The 24,878-nt window shown below is 74.0% G+C and carries 17 protein-coding genes; 6 read left to right on the forward strand and 11 right to left on the reverse strand.

The window, feature by feature from the left end:
- Positions 1-161: 161 nt before the first annotated feature.
- Positions 162-2,612 carry a bifunctional diguanylate cyclase/phosphodiesterase gene (locus tag ABZ783_RS02195; protein WP_357433844.1) on the reverse strand — a complete coding sequence of 817 codons (2,451 nt, stop codon included), beginning with the start codon at positions 2,610-2,612 and terminating at the stop codon, positions 162-164.
- 111 nt (positions 2,613-2,723) lie between these two features.
- On the opposite strand from ABZ783_RS02195, the gene ilvD reads away from it, so the two are divergent.
- Positions 2,724-4,571, forward strand: coding sequence for a dihydroxy-acid dehydratase (gene ilvD, locus ABZ783_RS02200; protein WP_357433846.1), 1,848 nt, complete (start codon positions 2,724-2,726; stop codon positions 4,569-4,571).
- A gap of 76 nt (positions 4,572-4,647) precedes the next feature.
- Positions 4,648-5,370 (forward strand): hypothetical protein, encoded by a 723-nt coding sequence (locus tag ABZ783_RS02205; RefSeq protein WP_357433848.1) that lies wholly within the window; start codon positions 4,648-4,650, stop codon positions 5,368-5,370.
- Here the strand turns inward: ABZ783_RS02205 and ABZ783_RS02210 are convergent.
- The 5 genes from ABZ783_RS02210 to ABZ783_RS02230 all read right to left on the reverse strand — a co-directional run bounded on the left by ABZ783_RS02210 (position 5,359) and on the right by ABZ783_RS02230 (position 12,529).
- Complete coding sequence (locus ABZ783_RS02210) at positions 5,359-7,002, reverse strand: SulP family inorganic anion transporter (RefSeq protein ID WP_357434299.1); 1,644 nt, start codon at positions 7,000-7,002, stop codon at positions 5,359-5,361. The two genes, ABZ783_RS02205 and ABZ783_RS02210, sit on opposite strands and share 12 nt — an antisense overlap.
- A 95-nt stretch (positions 7,003-7,097) precedes the next feature.
- Positions 7,098-7,436: a metalloregulator ArsR/SmtB family transcription factor gene (locus ABZ783_RS02215; RefSeq protein ID WP_357433850.1), complete on the reverse strand. Its 339-nt coding sequence runs from the start codon at positions 7,434-7,436 to the stop codon at positions 7,098-7,100.
- Between the two features lie 106 nt (positions 7,437-7,542).
- Complete coding sequence (locus ABZ783_RS02220) at positions 7,543-9,984, reverse strand: glycoside hydrolase family 2 protein (protein WP_357433852.1); 2,442 nt, start codon at positions 9,982-9,984, stop codon at positions 7,543-7,545.
- Positions 9,981-10,121: a hypothetical protein gene (locus ABZ783_RS02225; RefSeq protein ID WP_357433854.1), complete on the reverse strand. Its 141-nt coding sequence runs from the start codon at positions 10,119-10,121 to the stop codon at positions 9,981-9,983. Before ABZ783_RS02225 ends, ABZ783_RS02220 begins: the two co-directional genes overlap by 4 nt.
- Entirely contained in the window at positions 10,118-12,529 is a 2,412-nt protein-coding gene (locus ABZ783_RS02230) for a GGDEF domain-containing phosphodiesterase (protein WP_357433856.1), read from the reverse strand. Before ABZ783_RS02230 ends, ABZ783_RS02225 begins: the two co-directional genes overlap by 4 nt.
- A 242-nt stretch (positions 12,530-12,771) precedes the next feature.
- On the opposite strand from ABZ783_RS02230, the gene ABZ783_RS02235 reads away from it, so the two are divergent.
- Positions 12,772-13,149 carry a PH domain-containing protein gene (locus ABZ783_RS02235; RefSeq protein ID WP_357433858.1) on the forward strand — a complete coding sequence of 126 codons (378 nt, stop codon included), beginning with the start codon at positions 12,772-12,774 and terminating at the stop codon, positions 13,147-13,149.
- Positions 13,150-13,194: 45 nt separating this feature from the next.
- Here the strand turns inward: ABZ783_RS02235 and ABZ783_RS02240 are convergent, their stop codons facing one another.
- Positions 13,195-14,124, reverse strand: coding sequence for a 2-hydroxyacid dehydrogenase (locus ABZ783_RS02240; RefSeq protein WP_357433860.1), 930 nt, complete (start codon positions 14,122-14,124; stop codon positions 13,195-13,197).
- Between the two features lie 83 nt (positions 14,125-14,207).
- Between ABZ783_RS02240 and ABZ783_RS02245 the strand changes: the two genes are divergently transcribed.
- Together ABZ783_RS02245 and ABZ783_RS02250 are read left to right on the forward strand one after the other, a co-directional pair.
- Entirely contained in the window at positions 14,208-15,383 is a 1,176-nt protein-coding gene (locus ABZ783_RS02245; protein ID WP_357433862.1) for a PQQ-dependent sugar dehydrogenase, read from the forward strand.
- Positions 15,384-15,478: 95 nt separating this feature from the next.
- The gene (locus ABZ783_RS02250) at positions 15,479-17,107 is read left to right on the forward strand and encodes a metallophosphoesterase (RefSeq protein ID WP_357433864.1); all 1,629 of its coding nucleotides are present in this window, start codon (positions 15,479-15,481) and stop codon (positions 17,105-17,107) included.
- Positions 17,108-17,111: 4 nt separating this feature from the next.
- On the opposite strand, the gene ABZ783_RS02255 is transcribed toward ABZ783_RS02250, so the two are convergent.
- From ABZ783_RS02255 to ABZ783_RS02265, 3 genes are all read right to left on the reverse strand, one after another.
- On the reverse strand, positions 17,112-19,469 hold the full coding sequence (locus ABZ783_RS02255; RefSeq protein WP_357433866.1) for a pyruvate dehydrogenase: 2,358 nt from the start codon (positions 19,467-19,469) through the stop codon (positions 17,112-17,114).
- Positions 19,470-19,639: 170 nt separating this feature from the next.
- Positions 19,640-21,139, reverse strand: a complete 1,500-nt coding sequence (gene gatB, locus ABZ783_RS02260; RefSeq protein WP_357433868.1) for an Asp-tRNA(Asn)/Glu-tRNA(Gln) amidotransferase subunit GatB — start codon at positions 21,137-21,139, stop codon at positions 19,640-19,642.
- A 146-nt stretch (positions 21,140-21,285) separates the two neighbouring features.
- Positions 21,286-22,389, reverse strand: coding sequence for a hypothetical protein (locus tag ABZ783_RS02265; protein WP_357433870.1), 1,104 nt, complete (start codon positions 22,387-22,389; stop codon positions 21,286-21,288).
- A gap of 102 nt (positions 22,390-22,491) precedes the next feature.
- Here ABZ783_RS02265 and ABZ783_RS02270 point away from each other — a divergent pair, with 102 nt between their 5' ends.
- Positions 22,492-23,451: a helix-turn-helix domain-containing protein gene (locus ABZ783_RS02270; protein ID WP_357433872.1), complete on the forward strand. Its 960-nt coding sequence runs from the start codon at positions 22,492-22,494 to the stop codon at positions 23,449-23,451.
- A 7-nt stretch (positions 23,452-23,458) separates the two neighbouring features.
- On the opposite strand, the gene ABZ783_RS02275 is transcribed toward ABZ783_RS02270, so the two are convergent.
- A complete protein-coding gene (locus tag ABZ783_RS02275) occupies positions 23,459-24,781 on the reverse strand; it encodes an Ig domain-containing protein (protein WP_357433875.1) in 1,323 nt (440 codons plus the stop codon).
- Positions 24,782-24,878: the final 97 nt, after the last annotated feature.

Genomic DNA, 24,878 nt, shown 5'->3' on the forward strand with positions numbered 1-24,878 from the left:
GGAGTGGGTGATGCGTTTCTCAGGGTGGAACGCGGGCGTCCCGGCGATGGTCCGATGGCAACAAAAACGGCCCACGTGCAGATGCACGGGGCCAGCGCACTCTCGCTCAGGGAGAGTGCGCTCAGGTAAGTACTCGCAGCGACCGGTTCGACGACATGTGGCTAAGCCTGACGCATCTCACGCGATGAGTCAACTGATCCCACATTTTGGTTAACGGACCTCGGCGTGTCGGCACCCGACGCGCCCCCGACAGCCGGTGCGACCTGCGCAGATCCCTCGTTCGGGGGACGCGGGACGGGCACCGACGCCGGTGGATCTGACCGGAGCCGGGGCAGCAGCGGGGAGGCCGGGCGGACCGGCGCGGGCGGCGGGGCCGGCGGCACCGAGGTGGGCCGGGCGCCGGGCGAGGTGGCCGCCTCCAGCATCGCCTCCAGGTGCTCGGCCGGCACCCCCCAGCCGAAGAGCGCGCCCTGCCCGAACCGGCAGCCGGCGGCCACCACCGCAGCCAGCTCCGTGGGGGTGGTCACACCCTCGGCGATCACCTCCAGGCCGAGCTGGTGCCCGAGGCGCATGACGATGTCCACCATCGGGGCGAACGCCGGGCCGTCCCGGCCGACCGGACGGACCGGCTCGTGCTCGGCGACCAGACTGTGGTCGATCTTGAGGATGTCGATCGGGAGCCGGCGCAGCTGCCCCAGCGAGGAGTAGCCGGCGCCGAAATCGTCCAGCGCGATCCGCACGCCGGTGCGCCGCAGCGCGGCCAGCCGGCGGATCAGCTCGTCCAGGTCGGTGGCGACCGCGTGCTCGGTGACCTCCAGCACCAGCCGCTGCGGCGGTACGTGGTGGGCGCGCAGCGCGTCGGCGACCTGGACCACGTACTCCGGGGCGTGCAGCTCCCGGGGCGAGACGTTGACCGAGACCCAGACGTCGTGCCCGTCGGCCAGCCAGCGGGAGAGCTGGTAGCAGGCCTGGTGCAGCACCCAGGCGCCCAGCTTCGAGATCATCCCGCACTCCTCGGCCAGCGGGATGAACTCGTCCGGCCGGACGTTACCCAGTTCGGGGTGGTGCCAGCGGAGCAGCGCCTCGGCGCCGACCGGCCGGACCGACGGCAGCGAGGCCACCGGCTGGAACGCCAGGCGCAGCTCGTCGCGCTCGATCGCGCCGCGCAGCTCGTGCTCGAGCATGGTGCGCCGGCGCAGCAGTTGGTCGTACGTGGCGTCGTAGCGCTCGACCCGGTTCTTGCCCCGCTGCTTGGCGTAGCGCAGCGCCAGGTCGGCGTTGCGCAGCAGCAACTCGACGTCGGTCTCCCCGCTGCTGCGGGCCACCCCGATGCTGACCGAGAGGAAGACCGGCCCGTCCGCCTCCTCGTACGGGCGGCCGAGCACCCCGAGCAGCCGCTCGGCGACCGGCCCGGCGTCGCTCGCGCCGTGCATCAGCACCGCGAACTCGTCGCCGCCGAGCCGGGCGGCCAGATCGCCCGGGCGCAGATTGCCGCGCAGCCGCCGGCCGACCTCGGCCAACACCGCGTCGCCGACGTCGTGCCCACGCATGTCATTGACGTTCTTGAAGCCGTCCAGGTCCAGCCCGAGCAGGACGCAGGGGACCCGGGCCTCGGCGCAGCGGTGCAGCGCCCGCAGCAGGCCACGCCGGTTGGCCAGGCCGGTGAGCGGGTCGGTGTGCGCCAGCTCACGGAAGTGGGCCTCCCGCTCGGCCAGCCGGTCGGCGTAGTTACGTACGTCGTTGAGGGCGAGATATTGCCGGGCCACCAGGGCGAAGCCCTCGACGCTGCCGGCGACGATGCCCATCGCGTCGAACCCGCCGCCCTGGACCAGGTGGTACATCGCCGACGCGGCCATCGCGAACATCGGCACGAAGGCGTACTCGCCGTCGCGGCGGATCAGGTCGACGTTCACCTGCCCGGGCAGGTCGACCCGGTGCACGGCCAGGGCGATGGCCAGCAGGCCCGCGGCCAGCACCGCGGCGCCGGCGTGCACCATCACCGGACCGCCCTGACAGAGCCCGGCGGAGACACCCAGCCCGCCGCCGGTCATCCCGGTCAGCCCGGCCCCCAGCAACGCGAGCCGGCCGCGCGGCGGCGCGGCCCGCAGCACCACGATCAGGGTCAGCCCGGCGGTGACCGCCGCGCTCACCGTGGCCAGCCCGATGGGTACGCAGGCGATCGGAGTGGCCGCGCCGAGCAGCCGGGTCGGCGGGCTGAACAGGACCCAGCCGACGAACCAGAGCGCGCTAGCCATGATCAGGCCGTCGAGCAGCAGCCGGGCGGCCGCCGTCCGGGTCGCCGCGGCGCCGGGCAGCCGGAGCAGCGCGACGCCGAGGGTGAGCGCGCTGAGCGTGCTGCCCACCGACACCAGGGTCGCCCAACCGGTCCGCTGCCCCTGCTCGTGGGCCCAGTGCGGCGTGGCGACCAGCGCGGCGGCCACCCCGACGAGGAGGGTGAGCAGGGCGATGCCGGCGGCCGCGGCGAGCAGCAGGTGGGCCTGCCGGTGGGGCCCGACCCGGCGGCGGGCCGACCCGGCGAGCAGCGCGGTACCGGCGGCGGCGGCGAGCCCGCTCAGCACCGCGACGGTGACCATCCCCGGGGACGACTGCACGACCTCAACTGTGCCGGATGTGAGCACCCCGTGGGGTGCCGGGTGTGCATCTGTTGGGACACGGCGCGCGCGGCCGCCGGGTGCTGCGGCGGCGGTGTCAGACTGGTAGTCATGCCTGAGCTGCGGTCGAGGACCTCCACCCACGGTCGGACGATGGCCGGCGCCCGGGCCCTGTGGCGGGCCACCGGGATGACCGACGACGACTTCGGCAAGCCGATCGTCGCCATCGCCAACAGTTTCACCCAGTTCGTCCCCGGTCACGTACACCTCAAGGACCTCGGCGGCCTGGTCGCCGACGCGGTGGCGGAGGCCGGCGGGGTGGGCCGGGAGTTCAACACCATCGCCGTGGACGACGGCATCGCCATGGGCCACGGCGGCATGCTCTACTCGCTGCCCAGCCGGGAGCTGATCGCCGACGCGGTGGAGTACATGGTCAACGCGCACTGCGCGGACGTCCTGGTCTGCATCTCCAACTGCGACAAGATCACGCCGGGCATGCTGCTGGCCGCGCTGCGGCTCAACATCCCGACCGTCTTCGTCTCCGGCGGGCCGATGGAGGCCGGCAAGACGGTGGCGATCGAGGGCGTGGTCCACTCCAAGATCGACCTGATCGACGCGATGATCGCCGCGTCGAACGAGTCGGTCACCGAGGACCAGCTCGGCCAGATCGAGCGCTCGGCCTGCCCGACCTGCGGCTCCTGCTCCGGCATGTTCACCGCCAACTCGATGAACTGCCTCACCGAGGCGATCGGCCTGGCGCTGCCCGGCAACGGGTCGACCCTGGCCACCCACGCCGCGCGCCGGTCGCTGTTCGTCGAGGCCGGCCGCACCGCGGTGGCGATCGCCAAGCGCTGGTACGACCAGGACGACGCCTCGGTGCTGCCCCGGTCGATCGCCAGCCGGGCGGCCTTCGAGAACGCCGTCGCGCTCGACGTGGCCATGGGCGGCTCGACCAACACGGTGCTGCACCTGCTCGCCGCCGCCCGGGAGGCGGAGCTGGACTTCGGGGTGGCCGACATCGACGCCATCTCCCGCCGGGTGCCCTGCCTGGCCAAGGTCGCGCCGAACTCGCCGCAGTACCACATGGAGGACGTGCACCGGGCCGGCGGCATCCCCGCCATCCTCGGCGAGCTCGACCGGGCCGGCCTGCTGCACCGGGACGTGCACGCGGTGCACTCCCCCAGCCTGCAGCAGTGGCTGGCCGACTGGGACGTGCGGGGCGGCTCGGCCACCCCCGAGGCGGTCGAGCTGTTCCACGCCGCCCCCGGCGGGGTGCGCACCACCGAACCGTTCTCCACCACCAACCGCTGGTCGTCGCTGGACACCGACGCGGCCGGCGGGTGCGTGCGGGACCGGGAGCACGCGTACAGCGCCGACGGCGGGCTGGCCATCCTGCACGGCAACCTGGCGCCGGACGGCTGCGTGGTGAAGACCGCCGGGGTGCCCGAGGAGTGCCTGACGTTCCGCGGGCCGGCCAAGGTCTATGAATCGCAGGACGACGCGGTGTCGGCGATCCTGGCCAAGGAGGTCGTCGCCGGGGACGTGGTGGTGATCCGGTACGAGGGCCCGAAGGGCGGGCCGGGCATGCAGGAGATGCTCTACCCGACCTCGTTCCTCAAGGGCCGCGGGCTGGGCCGCTCCTGCGCGCTGCTCACCGACGGCCGGTTCTCCGGCGGCACCTCCGGACTGTCCATCGGCCACGTCTCCCCGGAGGCCGCCTCGGGCGGCCTGATCGCGCTGGTACGGGAGGGCGACGAGATCGTCATCGACATCCCGGCCCGGTCGATCCACCTCAACGTGCCCGAGGAGGTGCTCCAGGCCCGCCGGGTCGCCGAGGAGAAGCGGGACCGGCCATACACCCCGGCCGACCGGCAGCGGCCGGTGTCCGCGGCGCTGCGCGCGTACGCCTCGATGGCCACCTCGGCCAGCGACGGCGCCTACCGCCGGGTGCCGGAGTAGCAGGAGGGTCCCCGGTCAACGCCTGCGGCATGGCAGGGGCCCCTTCCGAACGCCATTCCCGATAGGGTCGCACGTCGTGAAAGCGACCATGAGCTACGCGCGACGGATCCGGCCCGTGATCGACCGGGTGTACGTGGGTGCCCGCTGGGCGGCCCGGGCCCGGATGGAGGCGTTCTACGCGGAGCGGGGCGCGGACCTCGGCGCGGAGAACAGCTTCTACTCCGGCGTGCTGGCTCGGCCCATGCCGGCCGATGCGCTCGCTGACGGACTCGCCTACACCGACGGCGACATGAGCCGCGAGCTGGCCCAGGGCGTGCTGAAGGTGGACGCCGAGGGCACCTGGCACCTGACCGAGCTGGGCCGGGAGCTGGCGCTGTACGCGCAGCGGGCGACCGCCGAGGCCGCCGAGGAGCTGTGGTCCGCCGGGCCACCGATGCTGCCCGGCCTGGCCTCGGTGCCCCGGCTCGCCGAGCTGGTCGGCCGGGTGCTGGCGCACGGGCTGGCCACCGGCGGGCCGGCGTTCCGCGCCATGACCCCGCCGTACGAGCCGGACGACGCCTCGCCGGCGCTGCTGCTCACCACCCGGCTCGGCTCGCTGCGCCACCACCGGGCCGACGCGCACCGGGCGGCGTGGCGGGCCGCCGGGCTGACCGCCGAGCAGATCAAGGCGCTGCCCGACGGGCCGGAACGCGCGGCGATCGAGGCCGACACCGACCGCCGGGACGCGCCCGCGTACGCGGTGCTCACCGAGGACGAGCGGGGTGAGCTGCTCGCTGGGCTGGGCGCGCTACCGAGCTGAGGGCGCGGGCCCGAGGGCGACCGTGCGGGCGTACCGGATGGCGGCTGGGGTGTCCGGGAAGACCAGGCCCGCGCGGCGCAGCTCGTCGGCCACGCCCAGGGCGTCCAGCACCTGGTCGTGACCGGGGGTGATGCCGGAGAGCAGCACCACGATCCCGCGCGCCCGGAGCCGGTCGATGGCGTCGCCCAGCACCTGCGCACCGGTGGCGTCCATGGTGGACACCCGGGACATCCGCAGGATGACCACCCGCACGTCGGCGACGTCGGACAGTTCGAGCAGGAAGGTGTGCGCGGCGGCGAAGAAGAGCGGCCCGTCCAGCCGGTAGGCCACGATGTGCTCGGCCAGCAGGGCGTGTTCCTCGGCGCTGTGCTCGCCCTGGTCGAGCGGGACCTGCTCCAGCCGGGCGCTGCGGGCCACCGCACGCAGGGCGAGCACGACCGCCACGGCGAGGCCGACCGCCACCGCGGTGACCAGGTCCCAGATCACCGTGACGGCGAAGGTGAGCACGAGCACCACCGCGTCGCCACGGGTGGCCCGGGCGATCGCCCGGAGCGAGCCGGCCTCCACCATCCGGACGGTGGTGGCCAGCAGCACCCCGGCCAGGGCGGCCAGCGGGATGCGACCGACCAGCGGGGCGGCGGCCAGCACGATCGCCGCGAGGGCGACCGCATGGGCCAGCGCCGCCAGCTTGGAGCCCGCACCGGCGCGGACGTTCACCGCCGTCCGGGCGATGGCGGCGGTGGCCGGGATGCCGCTGAACAGCGGCGACGCCAGATTGGCCAGGCCCTGCCCGAAGAGCTCCCGGTCCGGGTCGTGCCGCTGGCCGACGGTCATCCCGTCCGCGACGGTGGCCGAGAGCAGGCTCTCCAGCGCGGCGAGCGCGGCGACCGCGAGCGCGCTGGGCAGCAGCACCCCGATCGCGCCGAGGTCGAGGAAGCCCAGCGAGGGGGCGGGCAGGTGCTGCGGCAGGGCGCCGATCCGGATCAGGTCGACCGGGGCGAACTCGGCGAGGGCCGTCGCCGCACCGACCCCGAGCAGCGAGAACGGTAGTCCGGGCCGCCACCGCGAGCCGAGCAGCATGAGCGCCGCGACGCTGAGGGCCACGGCCACGGCCGCTGGACGGGGGTGTGTGACGAACCGGGCGACGGCGTCCGCGGCCACCGCCCAGACCTTGTCGCCGTGGGCGTCGGTGATCCCGAGTGCGGCGGGCACCTGCTGGAGCGCGATGACCACGGCGATGCCGGCGGTGAAGCCCTCGATCACCGGGGCCGGCAGGTAGCGGACGTACCGGCCGAGCCGGGCGAGGGCGAGGGCGATCAGCACCAGCCCGGCCAGCGCGCCGACCATGAGCACCCCGCCGGCGCCGAAGCGCTGCACCACCGGCACCAGCACGACGGTCATCGCCCCGGTGGGGCCGGAGACCTGGAGGTTGGACCCGCCGAACACGGCGGCCACCGCCCCGGCGACCACTGCGGTGACCAGCCCAGCCTGCGCGCCCAGGCCGGAGGTGACACCGAACGCGAGGGCCAGCGGCAGCGCCACCACGGCGACGGTCAGCCCGGCGAGCAGGTCGCGGCGGGGTGAGCGGCGTACGGCCGCCCAGTCGGCCCGGCCGGGAAGCAGCCTGAGCAGGCGTGCCGCGACCTGGCGGCCGGCCCGCCGTACGCCGTGCTTGCGACTGGCGTCTGCGGCGGCCGGGGTGGTGTCCCGGCCCAGTGCTGCCGCGTTCACCGGTCGGTCCCGGAGGCGCGCAGTTCGTCGAGGAGGGCGTCCCGGTCGGTGAGGACCGCGCCGAGGATCCGCCGACCCGCAGCCAGCAGGTCGGCCACGTCGGGAGTGCTGAGGGAATAGATGACCAGCGGCCCGTCCCGGTAGGAGGTGACCATGCCGGCCCGGCGCAGCACGGCGAGCTGCTGGGAGAGGTTGGACGCCTCGACGTCGATGGCGGCGAGCAGGTCACGGACCGGCTTCGGCCCGTCCTGGAGCAGTTCGAGCACCCGGATGCGGACCGGGTGCCCGAGGGTGCGGAACAGCTCCGCCTTCGCCTGATACAGCGGCACCGACACGGCAACCCCTCCCAAAGCCCATGAAGACTTTAGCACTTGCAGAAACCTTCAAGTCGAGGTCGCAATCTCGGGCAGGGCCCGCACGACGGCGGCCAGCCCTTTCCCTTCACATGTCGTTGACGCAACGCAGCACCGGTCGGGTGGTCAGCGCGGCCGGGTCGAGCGGCACGTCCGCGCGCACGGTGAACGCCGCCGAATCGCCCGGCAGCAGGGTGACGAGAGCCTGGTCGACCTCCGCCGACGGGTGCAGCCGGTCCGGGAAGAGCGTCAGGTCGCGCAGCACCGTCCGGGCGCTCACCTGCACCAGCTGACCGCCGTCGACCGGCTCGACCGTCGCGTCCAGCTCCGCCGCCGGCCACTCGATCTCGCGGTCCTCGGCGAAGAACCAGATCGCCCGCTCCGCCGAGTCCCAGGGCTCGGCGACGAGCAGCTCTCGCCGAGCCTCGTCCGGCAGCGCCAGCTCCGCCGGCAGCGCCACCACGGTCGAGGAGTACGCGGGAACATCGAGCTCCACCGCGGTCGTCGCCCTCGACTCCCACCCCAGGGTGAGCCGGGTGACCATGGCCGGCACCTGCCACGCCTCGCCGGTCTCGTTCACCGCCACCAGGGCCAGCCCCCCGTCCCGCGGCTGCACGGTGAGCAGCCGGTCGGCGTACGCCCGGCGCAGCGCGTACCAGAGGGGCTTGCGGCGGCCGTCGCCGTCGACCGCCGACCACGAGGTGACCGGCCAGCAGTCGTTGAACTGCCAGACGACGGTGCCCATACACACCGGCCGGTGGGACCGGAAGTGCTCCACCCCGAGCTGGACGGCCCGGGCCTGGTTGAGCTGGGTGAGGTAGTGCCAGTCGTCGAAGTCGGCGGGCACCGGCAGGTGGGCGTCCAGCCCGCGCCGCAGCTTCAGGTCCCCGTCAATCGCCTTCTGGTGGTGGACCATGCCGGGTGAGTCGGGCGCCAGCGGGTTGTCGGAGAGAGCCCGGCGCAGGGTCGCGTACGCCGGGGGCCCCTGGTAGCCGAACTCGGCGACGAACCGCGGCACGTACTCCCGGTACTTCCGGTAGTCGTCGGTGTTCCACACATCCCAGATGTGCGTGGTCCCGTACGCCGGGTCGTTCGGGTGCACGTCCTCCCGGCCCGACCACGGGCTGCCCGGCCAGTACGGCCGGGTCGGATCCAGCTCGCCGACGATCCGGGGCAGCAGCACCAGGTAGTAGCCGCGCCCCCAGGTCCGCCCGGCGAGCGGTTCCTGCCAGTCCCAGTCGTGCCAGCCCCAGATGTTCTCGTTGTTGCCGGTCCAGAGCACCAGCGACGGGTGGGCGGCCAGCCGGGTCACCTGCTCCCGCGCCTCGGCCTCGACCTCGGAGCGGAACGGCTCCTCCTCCGGGTACGCGGCGCAGGCGAAGAGGAAGTCCTGCTGCACAAGCAGGCCAAGTTCGTCGGCGAGTTCGTAGAAGTCCGCCGACTCGTACCGGCCACCGCCCCAGACCCGCAGCAGGTTGACGTTCGCCCCGACCGCCTGGGCGAGGCGTTCGGCCAGCCGCTCCCGCGTGACGCGGTTGGGAAGGGCGTCGTCGGGGATCCAGTTGACTCCCCGGACGAAGACCGGCATCTCGTTGACGTGCAGGGTGAACGCGGAGCCGTGCGCGTCGGGGGCGGTGTCCAGGCGTATCGAACGGAAGCCGATCCGGCGGGACCAGCCGTCCAGCGCCCGGCCGTCCGCGGCGCGCAGGGTCACCTCGAGGTCGTAGCGCGCCTGCTCGCCGTACCCCACCGGCCACCATCGCTCGGGGTTGCGGACGGTGAGGGCCATCACGGCGCTGCACTCCCCCACCGGGACGGTGACCTCGGTGGCGCTGCCACCCACGGTGGCCTGCACGGTGACCGGCGCGTTCGCCACCCGCTCCACCTCGACGTGCAGCTCCACCCGGCCGGTGTCGCCGTCAACCGTGGCCAGCGGGCGGACGGTGGCCAGCCGGGCGACCGACCAGGCGTGCAACCCGATCTCCTGCCAGATGCCGGCGGTCACCAGCGTGGGACCCCAGTCCCAGCCGAAGTTGCAGGCCGTCTTGCGGATGAAGTGGAACGGCTCCGAGTAGGCGTTCGGCCGGTCACCGAGCCGGTCCCGGTGCGCCTCCGCGTAGCGGTACGGCGAGTCGAAGCGGACGGTCAGCGTGTTCGAACCGCCCCGCAGCAGCGGCCCGACGGCGAACCGGTAGCTGCGGTGCTGGTTCTCGGTGCGGCCGACCTCGCTGCCGTTGAGGGTCACCGTGGCGACCGTGTCCAAGCCGGCGCAGACCAGGTCCACCCGCTCGTCGTCGCCCGGCCACCAGTCGAAGGTGGTCTCGTAGACCCAGTCGGTACGCCCGATCCAGCCCAGCCGGGTCTCGTTGTCGTCCAGGAACGGGTCGGGGATGAGGCCGGCGGCCAGCAGGTCGGTGTGCACGCAGCCGGGTACGGTGGCCGGCACCGCCACCTCGGCGACCTCCGGCGGCACCTGCGGGCCGGGCGCGGCCCGCAGCACCCAACCCTCGTGCAGCGCTCGACGGCTCACGGCTTCACCGCGCCTTCCATGATTCCTCGGACGATCTGGCAGCCACCGATGAACAGCATCACCAGCCGGGCGAACGGTGGCAATGCACGCGCCTGCTGCTGGACGGTGCAGCGGCCGACCATCGCCGGCCGGGTCATCGCGGGGTGGAGGGGAACTCCTCGAACCACGCCTCCACCCGCTCGGCGGTGGCCGGGCGGGCGAGGGCGAAACCCTGGCCGTAGCGGCAACCGGCGCGGCGGGCCCCGGCCACCTGCGCCTCGGACTCCAGTCCTTCGACCACCACCTCCAGGCCCAGCCGGTCGCCCAGGTTGGCCACCACCTCGATCAGCGGGCGCTGCCCCTCGGTGGCCGGACCGACCAGGTGCGGGCCGACCTTGAGCAGGTCGATCGGCAGCCGACGGAGCTGGGCGAGGGAGGCGTGCTCGGCCCGGAAGTCGTCCAGCGCGGTCCGCACCCCGAGGGAGCGCAGGCCGGCGAGCCGGGCCACCACGGTGGACAGTTCCGCCCCGACCGCGGGTTCGGCCACCTCCACCACGAGGCGTTCCGGCGGCACGTCGTACGCGGCCAGCGCGGTCGCGGTGCGGGTGACGAAGTCCGGCGCGGCAAGCTCCCGGGGCGTGACGTTGACGGCCATCCACAGCTCCCGGCCCCCGTCGGACCAGGCGGCGAGCTGCCGGCAGGCTCGGTCGAGCACCCACCGCCCCACCTCGCCGACCAGGTCGAGATCCGCCGCGACGGGCAGCAGTTCGTCCGGCAGCACCGTGCCCAGCACCGGGCTGCGCCAGCGCAGCAGCGCCTCGGTGCCCACCGGGTGCCGGTCGGCCAGGGCCAGCACCGGCTGGAAGACCAGATCCAGCTCGCCCCGGGCGACCGCGCCGGGCAGCTCCCGTTCCAGGTCCAGCCGGCGGACCAGCTGCTCCTCGAGGTAGGCGTCGTACCACTCGACCCGGTCGCGGCCGAGCTGCACCGCGCGGCGCCGGGCCAGGTCGGCCTGGCGCAGCACGTCCTCCGCGTCGCCGCCGGTGGTCTCGGCCAGCCCGACGCTGACCTGGAGCCGGATCGCCCCGGCGGGCCGTGGGTAAGGTGCGGCCAGCGCGGCCAGCAGCCGGGTGCCCAACGCGTACGCGAGCACCGGCCCGACGTCGGTCAGCACGGCGAACTCGTGATCGGCGAGGCGGGCCACCAGGTCGGCGCTGCCGCAGCCGGCCCGGATCCGGCCGGCGACCTCGACCAGCACCGGCGCCTCCACGGCCCGGCCGTCCGGCGCGTGCAGGTCGATGACCAGCAGCGCGCCACCCGTCCGCCGGGCCAGCCCGCGTAGCAGCCCGGGCCGGTCGACCGGGGCCACGGCGGCCGCCGGGCCGGCCGGCGGGTCGTCGCCGACCAGGTCGCGCAGTCGCGCCTCGCGGGCGGCCAGCCGGGCGACGCGCCGTCGCTGGTCGGCGGCGGCGAGCAGTTCCCGGAGCACCATCGGCGGGATGACCGCCAGCCCCAGGGCGATCGCGGTGCCGGTGAACTCGCCCACCGTCCACAAATGATGACCGGCCGCGAGCGCCGCGATGCCGGCCGGCGCGGTCAGCCCTGGCCAGGCGACCGGGAACCCGCCGGGTCGGGGTCGCTCCCCGGTGGCGCTGCGCCGGGCGCCGCCGGCGGTGAGCAGCGCGCCGACCAGCAGCAGGGGCGCGACGCCCAGGACGGCGCGGTCCGGCGCGCGGTAGGCGAGCAGCACCACGAGGAGGGCCAGCCCGGCGAGGGTGGCCGCCGCACCGGCTTGGCAGCGCGCCGCGCCCGGGCGGCGACGCCGGTCCGCCAGCGCGGCCACCAGCAGCACCGCCAGCCCGGTCGCGCCGGCGACGCTCGCGGTACGCGCCACCGACGGCACCTCGCCGGGCGGCAGCAGCACCCAGCCCGCGAAGACCAGGCTGACGCCGAGCCCGAGGACGTCGACGACCCGCCGGAGCCGCTCGGCCCCGGTGAGCCGGGAGCGGCCGGGGAGCCGGAGCAGGGCCACGGCGTACAGCGGGGCGGTGACCGCGAGGCCGGCCAACGCGACCGGCAGCCGGTGCGCCGGGTCGGTCAGCGGCAGCACGGCGATGGTCAGCCCGGCGGCCAGCACCGCGGCGTCGAGGATGGTGGCGACCCGACGGGTCAGCGCGGCGCGCCGGGCCTGCCGACCGGTCCGCGCCCCGGCGGGGCGGGCCGGGTCGCGCACCGGCGGGTTCGGCCCGTGCTGGCCGGCCGGGACCAGATCGCCTTCGGCGCGGCGGGTCGGGTCGTCGGCTCCCGGTAGGCCCGGTCCGGCGGGGCAGGTCGGGTCGGGGGCCGGCGGCAGGCCCGGCCCAGCCGGTGTGGGCGGGGCGCTGGCCAGCCAGGCGAGCCGCACGCAGGCCAGTGCGCAGCCACCCGCCACGGCGAGCGCCACGCCGGACAGGGCCGGGACGAGGCCGGCGGCCCCGGCGAGGACGAACAGCGTGCCGGCGAGCGCCACGACGAGGTCGGCGAGCGGTGGCCGGCGATGATCATCGGCGGGGTGGGTGACGGGCACGGCGGACGCCTTCGTGAGGGGGACACGGGGCGGGAGCGACTGCGGACGGGCGGGGTCAACGGTGGGCGGCGGCGACGGGCATGACCAAGGCCGGGCGGGAACCGGCACGGCCACGCCGAGAAACGATCCCGGACAGGGCTGGTTACGCCATGCCGCCCGTGATGCCGCTCACATCTATGCCACCCGCCACCGGCCTCCCGCCCGGCCGGCACCCGCCCGGCCAGGGGTGCGATCATCGGAGGGTGAGCCGCGCCGACACCATCCGTTTCCGCCACAACCAGGCGATCCTGGTCGCCGCGATCGTCGCGTTCCTCGGCGCGCTACCCCTGGCCACCGCCCGCTGGTGGCTGCTCTGGGTCCTGCTGATCCCGCTGGCGGTCGCGCTCTGGGCCTGGCGGGGCGGCACCGACGCGGACCCCCGCGAGCTGCGGCTGCGGGCACTCGCCGGGCAGCGGCGGATCCCCTGGGCGCGGGTCGCCGAGCTGACCGCCGACGCGCGGGGCCGGGCGGTCGTCCGGCTCGACGACGGCGAGCTGCTGGTGCTCCCCGCGGTACGCGCCGCCGACCTGCCCCGGCTGATCTCCGCGACCGGGCACGAGCTGTCCGACACCGCCGGCTGAGCCCGACCCCGGCGGGAACGGCCGGGACGGGCTGAGCCGGCCCGGTCAGTAGCCGTCCACCACCCGGTTCACCAGCGGCTCCCCGGCCACGAACCGGCGCACCTGCTCGCCCACCAGCCGGTACGCACGCGGCAGCAGGCCGCGGACCGAGCCGGCGACGTGCGGGGTGAGCAGGACGTTCGGCAGCTCCCACAGCGGATGGTCGGCGGGCAGCGGCTCGGGATCGGTGACGTCCAGCGCGGCCCGCAGCCGGCCAGAGGCCAGCTCGGCGACCAGCGCCGGCGTCCGGGCCACCGGGCCGCGGGCGGCGTTGACCAGCAGCGCGCCGTCCGACATCGCGGCGAGGAACTTCTCGTCGACCAGTCCCCGGGTCTGCTCGGTCAGCGGCACCAGCAGGACCACCACGTCCGCCTCGGGCAGCAGGGTGGGCAACTCGTCCACCCCGTGCACCCCCTCGGCGGGGCGCGCGGTCCGGGCGACCAGGGTGAAGGTCACCTCGAACGGGGCCAGCCGGGCCTGCACCGCGGCCCCGATCGACCCCGCCCCGACGATCAGCACCCGCTTGCCGGCCAGCTCGTCGGTCGGGGCCACCGCGTCATACGCCCACTCCCGGCGGGCCTGCGCCCGGGCCAGCGGGCCGAAGCCGCGCAGCACCGACAGGATGGCGGTGACCACCCACTCGGCGGTGCTGGTGTCGTGCACGCCGCGGGCGTCGCAGAGCGTCACCCCGGCGGGGATCTGCCCCACCCAGGCGTCCGCCCCGGCGGACAGGAGCTGCACCACCGCCAGGTCGGGAAGGTCGGCCAGGAGCGGGGCGGCGGCCGGACCGGCGGAGAGGAACGGCGGCACCCAGAACCGCACGCCGGCCGGGGAGGACGGGAGCCGGGCGGGGTCCTCCAGCAGCTCCACGGTGACGCCCGGAGGCAGCTCACCGAGGAGGGCGGGACCGGCCCGGTGCGGGATCCAAACCTTCACGATCGCCGACGATAGTCGCCGACGGGCGCGGCCCTGCTCGCGGTGGCCGTCCGCGCGGCCTCAGCCCGGCTACCCTGGGTCGGGTGAGCGCGCCTCCCCCGTACCCCCGCACCGGTCGCCGTCGGGCGGCGCTGGCGGCGTCCTGCGCGGCGCTGCTGCTGGGCACCGCCGGCTGCGCCTTCGGCGAGCCGGATCCCGACCCGGCCGGCCAGCCGCCCAACCTGCCGACACCGTCGGCGACCGCCAGCCCGGGCGGCGCCGGCCAGCAGGTGGTCACGACGGTGCTGGCCAAGGGCCTGGCGGTGCCGTGGGCGATCGCGTTCCTGCCCGACGGTGGCGCCCTGGTGACCGAGCGGGACAGCGGCCGGATCCTCCAGGTCGGCCCGGAGTCCGGGCCGGAGGGGATGAACGTCACCGTGGTGCAGAGCGTGCCGGACGTCGCGCCCGGCGGCGAGGGCGGGCTGCTCGGCATCGCCGTCTCCCCGTCGTACGCGAAGGACCGCACGGTATTCGTCTACTACACCGCCGCGCAGGACAACCGGATCGCGAAGCTGGAGCTCGGCGGGCGGCCCACCCCGATCCTCACCGGCATCCCCAAGGCCGGCAACCACAACGGCGGCGGCCTCGGCTTCGGCCCCGACGGCTACCTCTACGTCAGCACGGGCGACGCCGGGAACACGGCCAACGCGCAGGACCCGAAGAGCCTCGGCGGCAAGATCCTGCGGATCACGCCCGACGGCAAGCCGGCTCCGGGTAACCCCACCGCCGGCTCCCCGGTGTGGTCGCTCGGGCACCGCAACGTCCAGGGCTTCGCCTTCACGCCGGACAAGCGGATGTACGCCGTCGAGTTCGGCCAGAACACCTGGGACGAGATCAACCAGATCAACAAGGGCGGCAACTACGGCTGGCCGCAGGTGGAGGGGCGCGGCGACGACAAGCGCTACGTCAACCCGGTCGTGCAGTGGCGGACCGGCGAGGCCTCCTGCTCCGGGCTGGCCGCGGCGGAGCGCCTGCTGGTCACCGCGTGCCTGCGCGGGCAGCGGCTCTGGCTGGTCGAGCTGGCCCCGGCCGGGACCGTCCTCGGCCAGCCCCGCGAGCTGCTGACCGGCAAGTACGGCCGGCTCCGGGCCGCCGCGGTCGCCCCGGACGGCTCGGTCTGGGTGACCACCTCCAACCGGGACGGCCGGGGCAAGCCGGTCCCGGAGGACGACCGGATACTGCGGCTGGTCTTCGCCGACGGCGGGGCCGGACGCAGCTGACCGGTCACGCCGGCCGGCACCGACCGACAGGTGAGAATGTCCGGGCATGGCCCGGGTTTACCAAGATCCAGCATTGGGCAGGTCAGAATCTGAGCATGGACGGCCAGGAGAACGAGCAGCGCAGGACCGGGGACGAGACGGCCCCGGCGATCGGGCGCGCCCGCCGCTGGGCGTCCCGACGGTGGTGGCCGGGACGGCCGAGTGTCCGACTGCGCCAACTCGGCGCGGTGCTGGCCCTGCTCGTGGTCACCCTCACCGGGATCATCGCCGGCACGTACGCCGGTGGGCACGTGGGCACCGACATCGGGCCGTTCCGCGCGCACCTGAGCCTCAGCCCGTCGCTGAGCGGTGGCACCACCATCGACATCCCGCCGCTGGGCGCGTTGAAGCTGGACAGCCACAACGGACCGACCTACCTGACCGTGGAGCTGGGCGCGCTGGACCAGCGGCGGACCGAGGCGCTGATCGACGACCCGGCGAGCATCAGCCGGGCCAGCCAGTCCGCCGTGGAGGACGTCCGCACCGGCGTGATGCGCCTCGGGCTGAAGACGCTCGCCTCGGCGGTGCTGGCCACCCTGCTGCTGGCCGGGCTGGTCTTCCGGGACGTACGCCGGATGGCCTGGGCCGGCGGCCTGGCGCTGGTGGTCACCGCCGGGAGTCTCGGGCTGGCCGCCGCCACCGTCCGCCCGCAGTCGATCGAGGAGCCGCGCTACGAGGGGCTGCTGGTCAACGCGCCAGCGATCGTCGGTGATGCGCGGCGGATCGCCAACGACTACACCAAGTACGCCGAGCAGCTCCAGCGGCTGGTCGGCAACGTCAGCAAGCTCTACACCACCGTCTCGGCGCTGCCGGTGTACGAGCCGGCCCCCGGCACCACCCGGGTCCTGCACGTGTCCGACATGCACCTCAACCCGACCGGCTGGTCGCTGATCCGGACCATCGTCGAGCAGTTCGGCATCGACGTGGTGATCGACACCGGCGACATCACCGACTGGGGCAGCGAACCGGAGGCGTCCTACGTCGGCTCGATCGGCCTGCTCAAGAAGCCGTACGTCTACATCCGCGGCAACCACGACTCGGCGCGGACCGCCGCGGCCGTGGCCAATCAGCCGAACGCGATCGTGCTCGACAACTCCACGACCACCGTGTCCGGGCTGACCATCGCCGGCATCGGCGACCCGCGGTTCACCCCAGACAAGGAGACCTCACCGGCCGGCAGCGGGCTCACCGCGCAGGTCGCCGACCAGGTGATCGGGGTCGGCGAGCAGCTGGCCACCACGGTGCAGAACTCGCCGACCAAGGTGAACATCGCCCTCGTGCACGACCCGGCCTCGGCCGGGCCGCTCTCCGGCACCTGCCCGCTGGTACTGGCCGGGCACCTGCACGAACGGCAGGTGCTGAAGCTGCCGCAGTCGCCGGGCAAGGAGCCGACCACGCTGATGGTGGAGGGCTCCACCGGCGGCGCCGGGCTGCGCGGCCTGGAGGGCGAGAAGCCCACCCCGCTGACCATGACGGTGCTCTACTTCGACCAGCAGAAGCTGCTCCAGGCGTACGACGAGATCACCGTGGGCGGCACCGGCCAGTCGCAGGTCAACCTGGCACGGCACGTGATCAGCGACCCGGCGAAGGGCGACCAGGTGCCGGTCACCCCGACTCCCACCCGGGGCGCCCCGGTGCCGTCCGGTCCGACCCCGGGCAGCCCGACCGCGAGCCCGACCCGCTGAGGCGTCAGCGCAGCGAGAGCGCGGCCAGGGCGGCGTTGACGATGCTGCCCGGCAGCAGGTCGTGCAGCTCGTACAGCTCGTGGACGCTGCCCGACTGGCCGAACTCGTCCACCCCGAGCGGCACCGCCGGGGCGCCGAGCGCCGAGCCGAGCCAGGCCATCGCGTGCGAGGCGGCATCGTGCACGGTCACCACCGGCACCCGGTCGGCGAAGGCCGACCGCAGCGCGCCGGGCACGCTCGGCACGGTCGCCGTCCGGACGCCCTGACGCAGGGTCCGCTGCCAGGCCCGGTAGAGCCGGTCCAGCGAGGTGACGTCCACGACGTGCGCGGCCACCCCCTCCTCCGCCAGCTCCGCGGCGGCCGCCAGCACCTCGGGCAACACCGCGCCGGAGGCGGCGAGCTGCACGACCGGGGCGTCGACCAGCTGGGGGTACGCCTCGTGCGCGTCCACCAGCCGGTAGGCCCCGGCGACCACCTGCCGGCGCAGGACCGCGTCGCCGATCCGGGCCCGGGCCGCCTCGAAGGGCGCCTGGTCGACGGGGCGGGTGCTGAGCCGGAAGTAGTACGCCCCGTCCTCGGTGGGCGCGGCGGTGGCGGCGGGTGCGGCTCCCCCGGCGATCTGGCCGAGCGCGTCGCAGAGCAGCCAGTCGAGGCTGCCGGCGTACGCGGGCTCGATGAAGGTGACGCCGGGCAGCTCCAACCCCACCGAGGCGGTGATGGTGGACTGGTGGGCGCCGCCCTCCGGGGCGAGGGTGATGCCGGACGGGGTGCCGGCGACCACGAACCGGGAACCCGAGTAGGTGCCGTAGAGGAAGGCGTCCAGGCCGCGCAGCACGAACGGGTCGTAGACCGTGCCGACCGGCAGCAGCGGCTGGCCGGACAGGTCCCAGGACAGGCCGAGCTGGCCGAGCAGCAGGAACAGGTTCATCTCCGAGATGCCCAGCTCGATGTGCTGGCCCGCCGGGCTCTCCGTCCAGCGCAGCATCCGGTCCTCGGTCCAGGAGCGCTGCGCGGTGGGGGCGAAGACGCCGGTCTTGTTGATGAACCCGGCCAGGTTCGTCGAGGTGGCCACGTCGGGCGCGGTGGTGACCAGGTAGGGCGCGACGTCGGCGTCCCGGGCCAGGTCGACCAGCACCCGGCCGAAGACCTCCTGGGTGGAGACGGGCTTGTTGGCGCGTACCTTGGTGGTCTCCGGGACGGTGACCCCCAGCGCCCGCTCGCGCGGCGCGCGGGACAGCGCCTCCCGGCGCTCGCCGGCCCGGATGCCGGCCGGGGAGGCCGGGTCGAGGCGGTCCCACTCGGTCTCGCGGGTCAGGCCGTGCGCGGCGCGCAGCGCGTCGACCTGCTCGGTGCTGAGCAGCGCCGAGTGGTTGCGCGGGTTGCCGGCGATCGGCAGCCCCCACCCCTTGACCGTGTACGCGAAGACCACGCTGGGCCGGTCGGTGACCGCGTCGCACTGGGTGTACGCGTCGAGCATCGCCTCGAGGTCGTGCCCGCCGAGGTCGGTGACGAGCGGGCCCAACTCGTCGTCGGGGATGTCGGCCACGAAGGCGGACACCTCGGCCGGCGCGCCGTCGAGGAACTGCTTGCGCAGGGCCGGCCCGGCCAGTCCGAACAGCGACTGGTACTGCTCGTTCGGCATCAGGTCGATCCAGTCGCGCAGCGCCTCGCCGCCCGGCCGGGCGTACGCCTCGGCGAGCTTGCGGCCGTACTTGACCTCGACGACGTGCCAGCCGGCGGCCTCGAACTGGCCGCGCCACTGGTTGATCCGGATGCCCGGGACGACCCGGTCCAGCGACTGGCGGTTGAAGTCGACCAGCCACATCACGTTGCCCAGCCCGGTGGTGGCCGGGTCGGCGACGGCCTCCCAGATGTTTCCCTCGTCCAGTTCGGCGTCCCCGATCAGCGCGATGAACCGGGAGTGCGGACGGGCGCCGAAGTGCGCGTCGACGTAGCGGCGGGTGACCGCGGCGAACAGCGGCGCGGCGGCGCCCAGGCCGACCGAGCCGGTGGAGAAGTCCACCCCGTCCGGATCCTTGGTCCGCGACGGGTAGGACTGCAGGCCGCCGCGCGCCCGCAGCTTCGGCAGGTACGACCGGTCCAGGTTGCCGAGCAGGTACTGGATGGCGTGGAACACCGGCGAGGCGTGCGGCTTGACCGAGACCCGGTCCTCGCCGTCCAGGTGGGCGAACCAGAGCGCGGTCATCGCGGTGACCAGGGAGGCGCTGGACGCCTGGTGGCCGCCGACCTTCACCCCGTCACCGGTGTTCCGGTCGTGGTTGGCGGCGTCCACGATGCGGGTGGCGAGCCAGAGCACCCGCCGCTGGATCTCGTCGAGGACGTCGAGGTCGTGCTGGTTCACGGTGACTCCATCCGGGCGTCGCCGTTGACGCCCTTCGCGGGGGGTGCGCGGGTCGGCGCGCTAGCCGGGGGGATACGGGAAGGGCCGCCGCCGGATCGCGACGGCGGCCTTCACGGGGGTGTCAGGCGGGGATCCCTGCTGAGCACCAGGCGTCAACAGGGCCCTTCGCCTCAGCCCTGGACGCCGAGGCGCGCCAGGATCAGCTCGCGGACGGTCCGGGCGTCCGCCTGGCCGCGGGTGGTCTTCATGACCGCGCCGACCAGGGCGCCGGCCGCGGCGACCTTGCCGCTGCGGACCTTGTCGGCGACCTCCGGGTTGGCGGCGATCGCCTCGTCCACCGCGGCGGTGAGCGCGCCGGTGTCGGAGACGACCTCCAGGTTCCGGTTGGCCATGATCTGGGTCGGCGAGCCCTCGCCGGCCACCACGCCCTCCAGGACGGTACGGGCCAGCTTGTCGGTGAGCTTGCCGGCGTCGACCAGGCCCTGCAGCTCGGCGACCTGCGCCGGGGTGGCCCCGGCGTCGGCCAACTCGACACCGGTCTCGTTGGCCCGCCGGGACAGCTCACCGAGCCACCACTTGCGGGCGGCGGCCGGGGTGGTGCCGGCGGCCACGGTCTGCTCGATCAGCTCGACCGCGCCGGCGTTGAGCACCGACTGCATGTCCAGGTCGGACAGACCCCACTGCTCCTGCAGCCGGCGGCGGTGCAGCCGGGGCAGCTCCGGCAGGGCGGCCTTCAGCTCGGCCACCCAGGCCGGGTCCGGCGCGAGCGGGACCAGGTCGGGCTCCGGGAAGTACCGGTAGTCGGTGGCGGTCTCCTTGGACCGGCCCGGCGTGGTGTCGCCGGTGTCCTCGTGGAAGTGCCGGGTCTCCTGGGTGATGCTGCCGCCGGCGTCGAGCACCGTGGCCTGGCGCAGCATCTCCGAGCGGACCGCCCGCTCGACCGAGCGCAGCGAGTTGACGTTCTTGGTCTCGGTGCGGGTGCCCCACTCCTCGCCCGGCTTGTTCAGCGAGGTGTTGACGTCGCAGCGCAGCGAGCCCTCCTCCATCCGGACGTCGGAGACGCCCAGCGAGCGGATCACGTCGCGCAGTTCGGCGACGTACGCCCGGGCCACCTCCGGCGCGAGCGCGCCGGTGCCGGGGATCGGCTTGGTGACGATCTCCACGAGGGGGATGCCGGCCCGGTTGTAGTCGACCAGCGACTCGGTCGCACCGTGGATCCGGCCGGTGGCGCCGCCGACGTGCAGCGTCTTGCCGGTGTCCTCCTCCAGGTGCACCCGCTCGATGCCGATCCGCACGGTCTCGCCGTTGACCTCGACGTCCAGGTAGCCGTCGACGCAGAGCGGCTCGTCGTACTGGCTGATCTGGAAGTTCTTCGGCATGTCCGGGTAGAAGTAGTTCTTCCGGGCGAACCGGCACCACTCGGCGATCGAGCAGTTCAGCGCGAGGCCGATCCGGATCGTCGCCTCGATGGCGGCCTTGTTGGCCACCGGCAGCGAACCCGGCAGGCCCAGGCAGACCGGGCAGACCCGGGTGTTCGGCTCGCCACCGAAGTCGGTCGGGCAGCCGCAGAACATCTTGGTGTTCGTGCCCAGCTCGACGTGGGTCTCCAGGCCGATCACCGGTTCGTAGCGCGCGACGACCTCGTCGTACGCGGGCAGTGTCGTCGTCATCTGAGCTCCAGGCGCGATCCGGACGGAACCGGTCCAGCCTAGTCGGGCCGGCGGCGGTCACCTCGCCCGGGTTTCCACCCGGGCCGGTGCGTGTCCGGTCCGGCCGGGCGCCCGCCCGAGGTGTGGTCCCCGGGCGGGCCCCGAGGTCAGCGCTCCTCGACCAACCCGAGGTACATCACCTGCGGGTCGACCGGATTGAAGGCGAGACCGGCGATGCCGTCGTGGGAGTTGTGCTGCGAGGTCAACCGGCCGGTCGACGCGTCGTACCGGTAGAGATCGGTGCCGTAGCCACCGAACCACGTGCCGTAGGCGAAGTACAGCACGTCCGGGTCCACCGGGCTGGGCCACAACGGGGTGCCGTTGATCAGGGTCGCCTGCGCGCCGTCGAGCGCCGACACGAAGCTGCGGCCCCCGTCGGTCGAACGCCAGATGTGCCGCGCGGAGTTGTCGTTCTGGCTGAGGTCGTAGCCCTCCAGCCACACCGTCCGCGGATCCGCCGGCGAGAAGGCGACGGAGAAGCCGTTCGCCTGGGGGGTGGCGCCGACCCCGGCCGACCGGGTCCAGCTGCGGCCGCCGTCGAACGTGACGTAGCTGCCGTGGCCCATGGTGCCCACGATGAGGTGATCCCGGTCGGCGGGATCGACGGCCGCCTGGTAGACGAACTCGTCCTGGCCGGCCGGCACCCCGACGGCGGCCCAGGTGGCACCGCCGTCCTGGGAGTCGTAGACCTGCCCGGCCTTGCTAACGGCCCGCAGGTCCCGCGCGTCGGTCCGGTCCACCGCCAGTCCGACCACGCCGTCGCCTGGGACCGGGCCGGCCACCTCGGCGACCTGGTCGCCCTGCACCCGGTAGATCGGCTGATCGTTCACGCCGTACGCGTAGGCGTTCCCGTCCGGCCCGGCGGCGAGGAAGTACGCCGCCAGGCTCAGCCCGGTGTCGGCGATCTGCTGCCAGGTGCAGCCGGCGTCGGTGGACCGCTGGATCGCCGTCTTCGAGATGGCCACCAGCGTGTTCGCCGTGCTCAGGGCGACGAGCCTCGGGTAGGCGACCGGGGTGAGGGGGGTCGTGGTGCGGGCCAGGACGCCACCGTCGTTACGCGTGAAGGTGACCGAGCCGTCGCCCTGCACCATGCCGCACTGCGGGCGGTGCCACCCGTCGGCAGCGGCCGCGGGCGCCACGGTGGCGAGGTTGACGGCACCGGCGGCCGTGACGGCCAGCGCGAGTACACCGCTGAGTCGGGAGAAGATCATGAAGCATGTCTAGACGTGGACATGCACCGATCGCCACAGTTTCGGGTGTCCGAGCCCGGCCATGGCCTGTGTCGGACACCCGCGAGGCGGGAAGGGGCTCGGATGTTCGAGTCGTTGGGTCTGACCCCGGTGGAGGAATCGGTCTACCTGGCCCTCCTGCACCGACGGCAGTCGAGCGTGCCGGAGTTGGCCCGGCAGGTCGGGGAGAGTGTCCGGGTGGTCCGCGCGGCGACCGAACGCCTGGCGGAACTCGGCTTCGTCAGCCGGCTGGTCGGTGCCGGCACCCGGCTGCTGCCGACCCGCCCGGACGTCGCGGTGAACGCCCTGGTCGTGCGGCGCACCGAGGAGTTCACCCAGGTACGCCGAGCCGCCGAACGGATGGCGGAGGAGTTTCCGCAGGAGCTGCCGACCAGGCCGGACGAGCTGCTGGAGATCGTCACCGGCCGGGCTGCCGTCGAGGCCCAGTTCGTCCAGCTCACCTACGGCGCGACGAAGGAGCTGCTGGTCCTGGATCGCCCGCCGTACGCCCAGGAGGTGGCGTCGGCGAACGTGTCCGAGAACGAGCTGCTCGGCCGGGACGCCAGCGTGCGGGGCATCTACGCCCCCGAGGCCTTCGAGCTGCCCGGCGCCTACGAGCAGGCGATGGCGGCCGTCGCGGCCGGGGAACAGGCGCGGGTGCACACGGACGTGCCGCTGAAGCTGGCGATCGGCGACCGCTCGGTGGCGCTGCTGCCGCTGGCCAGCGAGCGGGCCATGGACGCCGCGCTGGTGATCCGCGCGCCCATGGTCGTGTCGGCGCTGGTGAAGCTCTTCGAACTGCTCTGGGCGCAGGCCACGCCGCTGCCCGCCTGGGACCCGGAGCAGCCCGCGACGGGGGCCGACGAGCCGGATCTGCGGCTGCTGGGCCTGCTCGCCACCGGGCTCAAGGACGAAGCCATCGCCCGCGAACTCGGCGTGAGCGTACGCACCCTGGGACGCCGCTCGTCCGCCCTGCTGGCCGCGCTCGGCGCCCGTACCCGCTTTCAGGCCGGGCTGCAGGCCGGGCGGCGGGGCCTGGCCTGACCGGGCGTCACCCGCGGGTCAGGGATCGCCGGCGGCGCTCGTAGGCCAGGAGGAGGAGCATCCCACCGACGGCGATCACCGCGACACCCAGCAACAGCATGGTTCGCGTGTCGGATCCGGTGACCGGGAGCCCGGGCCCGGCCGTCGCCGACGGCGACGCCGATGACGGGGACGGCGATGCCGATGACGTGGGCGTCGGGGACGGCGAGGACGGCGCTGCGTCGATGACGAGAGTGACCTCGTCGGTGGCGCTCGACGCGGTGCCGGTCGCCTTCACCGTGAAGGTGAAGCTGCCCTCGGCCTCGGGGGTGCCGCTGAGCACGCCGTCCGGGCCGAGGTCGAGCCCGTCGGGCAGGTCACCGGCGTCCAGCTTGAAGGTGATGTTGGAGTCGCCGGTGGCGGTGAACCGGAACGAGTAGGCCTCGCCGACCGCGCCCTTGGGCGGCGCTCCGGACGTGATGGTGGTGGCCGGCTTGGCGATGACGACCGTGACGTCCTGCTCGGCGTAGAAGCCGTGGTCGTCACTCATCCGGATCTCGAACGAGTAGCTGCCCGTCGCCGTCGGCGTTCCCGAGAGCGTCCCCGCCGACGCCAACGCCATCCCCGGCGGCAACGCACCCGCCCGCAACGACAGCGTGTACGGCCCGGTGCCGCCGGAGGCCTTGAAGGTGTGCGTGGGGTACGGCTGCGCGGTGTACCAGGGCGAGGTGGGCACGCCCGAGGTGATGGTGATCGTGGGCGGCACCACCTCGACGGTCACGTCCTGCTCGGCGTAGAAGCCGTGGTCGTCACTCATCCGGATCTCGAACTGGTAGCTGCCCGGCGTGGTCGGCGTACCCGAGAGCGTCCCCGCCGACGCCAACGCCATCCCCGGCGGCAACGCACCCGCCCGCAACGACAGCGTGTACGGTGCCGTGCCACCCGACGCCGTGAACGTGTGCGTCGGATACGTCTCGTAGGCGGTGACCCGGGAGGCGGGGGTGCCTGAGGTGATGGTGATGGTCGGTGCCACCACCTTGACGGTCACGGTTTGCTCGGCGAAGTCGCTGTTCGCGTCCGTCATCCGGATCTCGAACGTGTACTCGCCCGGGGTGGTCGGCGTACCCGAGAGCGTCCCCGCCGACGCCAACGCCAGGCCCGGCGGCAACGCACCCGCCCGCAACGACAGCGTGTACGGCGCCGTGCCACCCGACGCCGTGAACGTGTGCGTCGGGTATTCCTCGTAGGCGGTGACCGGGGACGCCGGCGGACCGGAGGTGATGGTGATCGTCGCGGCAGCCGCTGGCTGTGCCGTGCCGAGCAGCACCAGCAGGAGTGCCGATACGATCATTATCGGTCGCAGCGTCTTCATCGCCCGTCCAGGATTCGATCAAGGTAAGCCGGGGATTCGCGTTCACCAGCGCGAAGCGACCTTATCCAATCAGGAC

It is taken from the genome of Micromonospora sp. NPDC047738 (assembly GCF_040642675.1).
In the GTDB taxonomy this organism is placed as follows: Bacteria; Actinomycetota; Actinomycetes; order Mycobacteriales; family Micromonosporaceae; genus Micromonospora.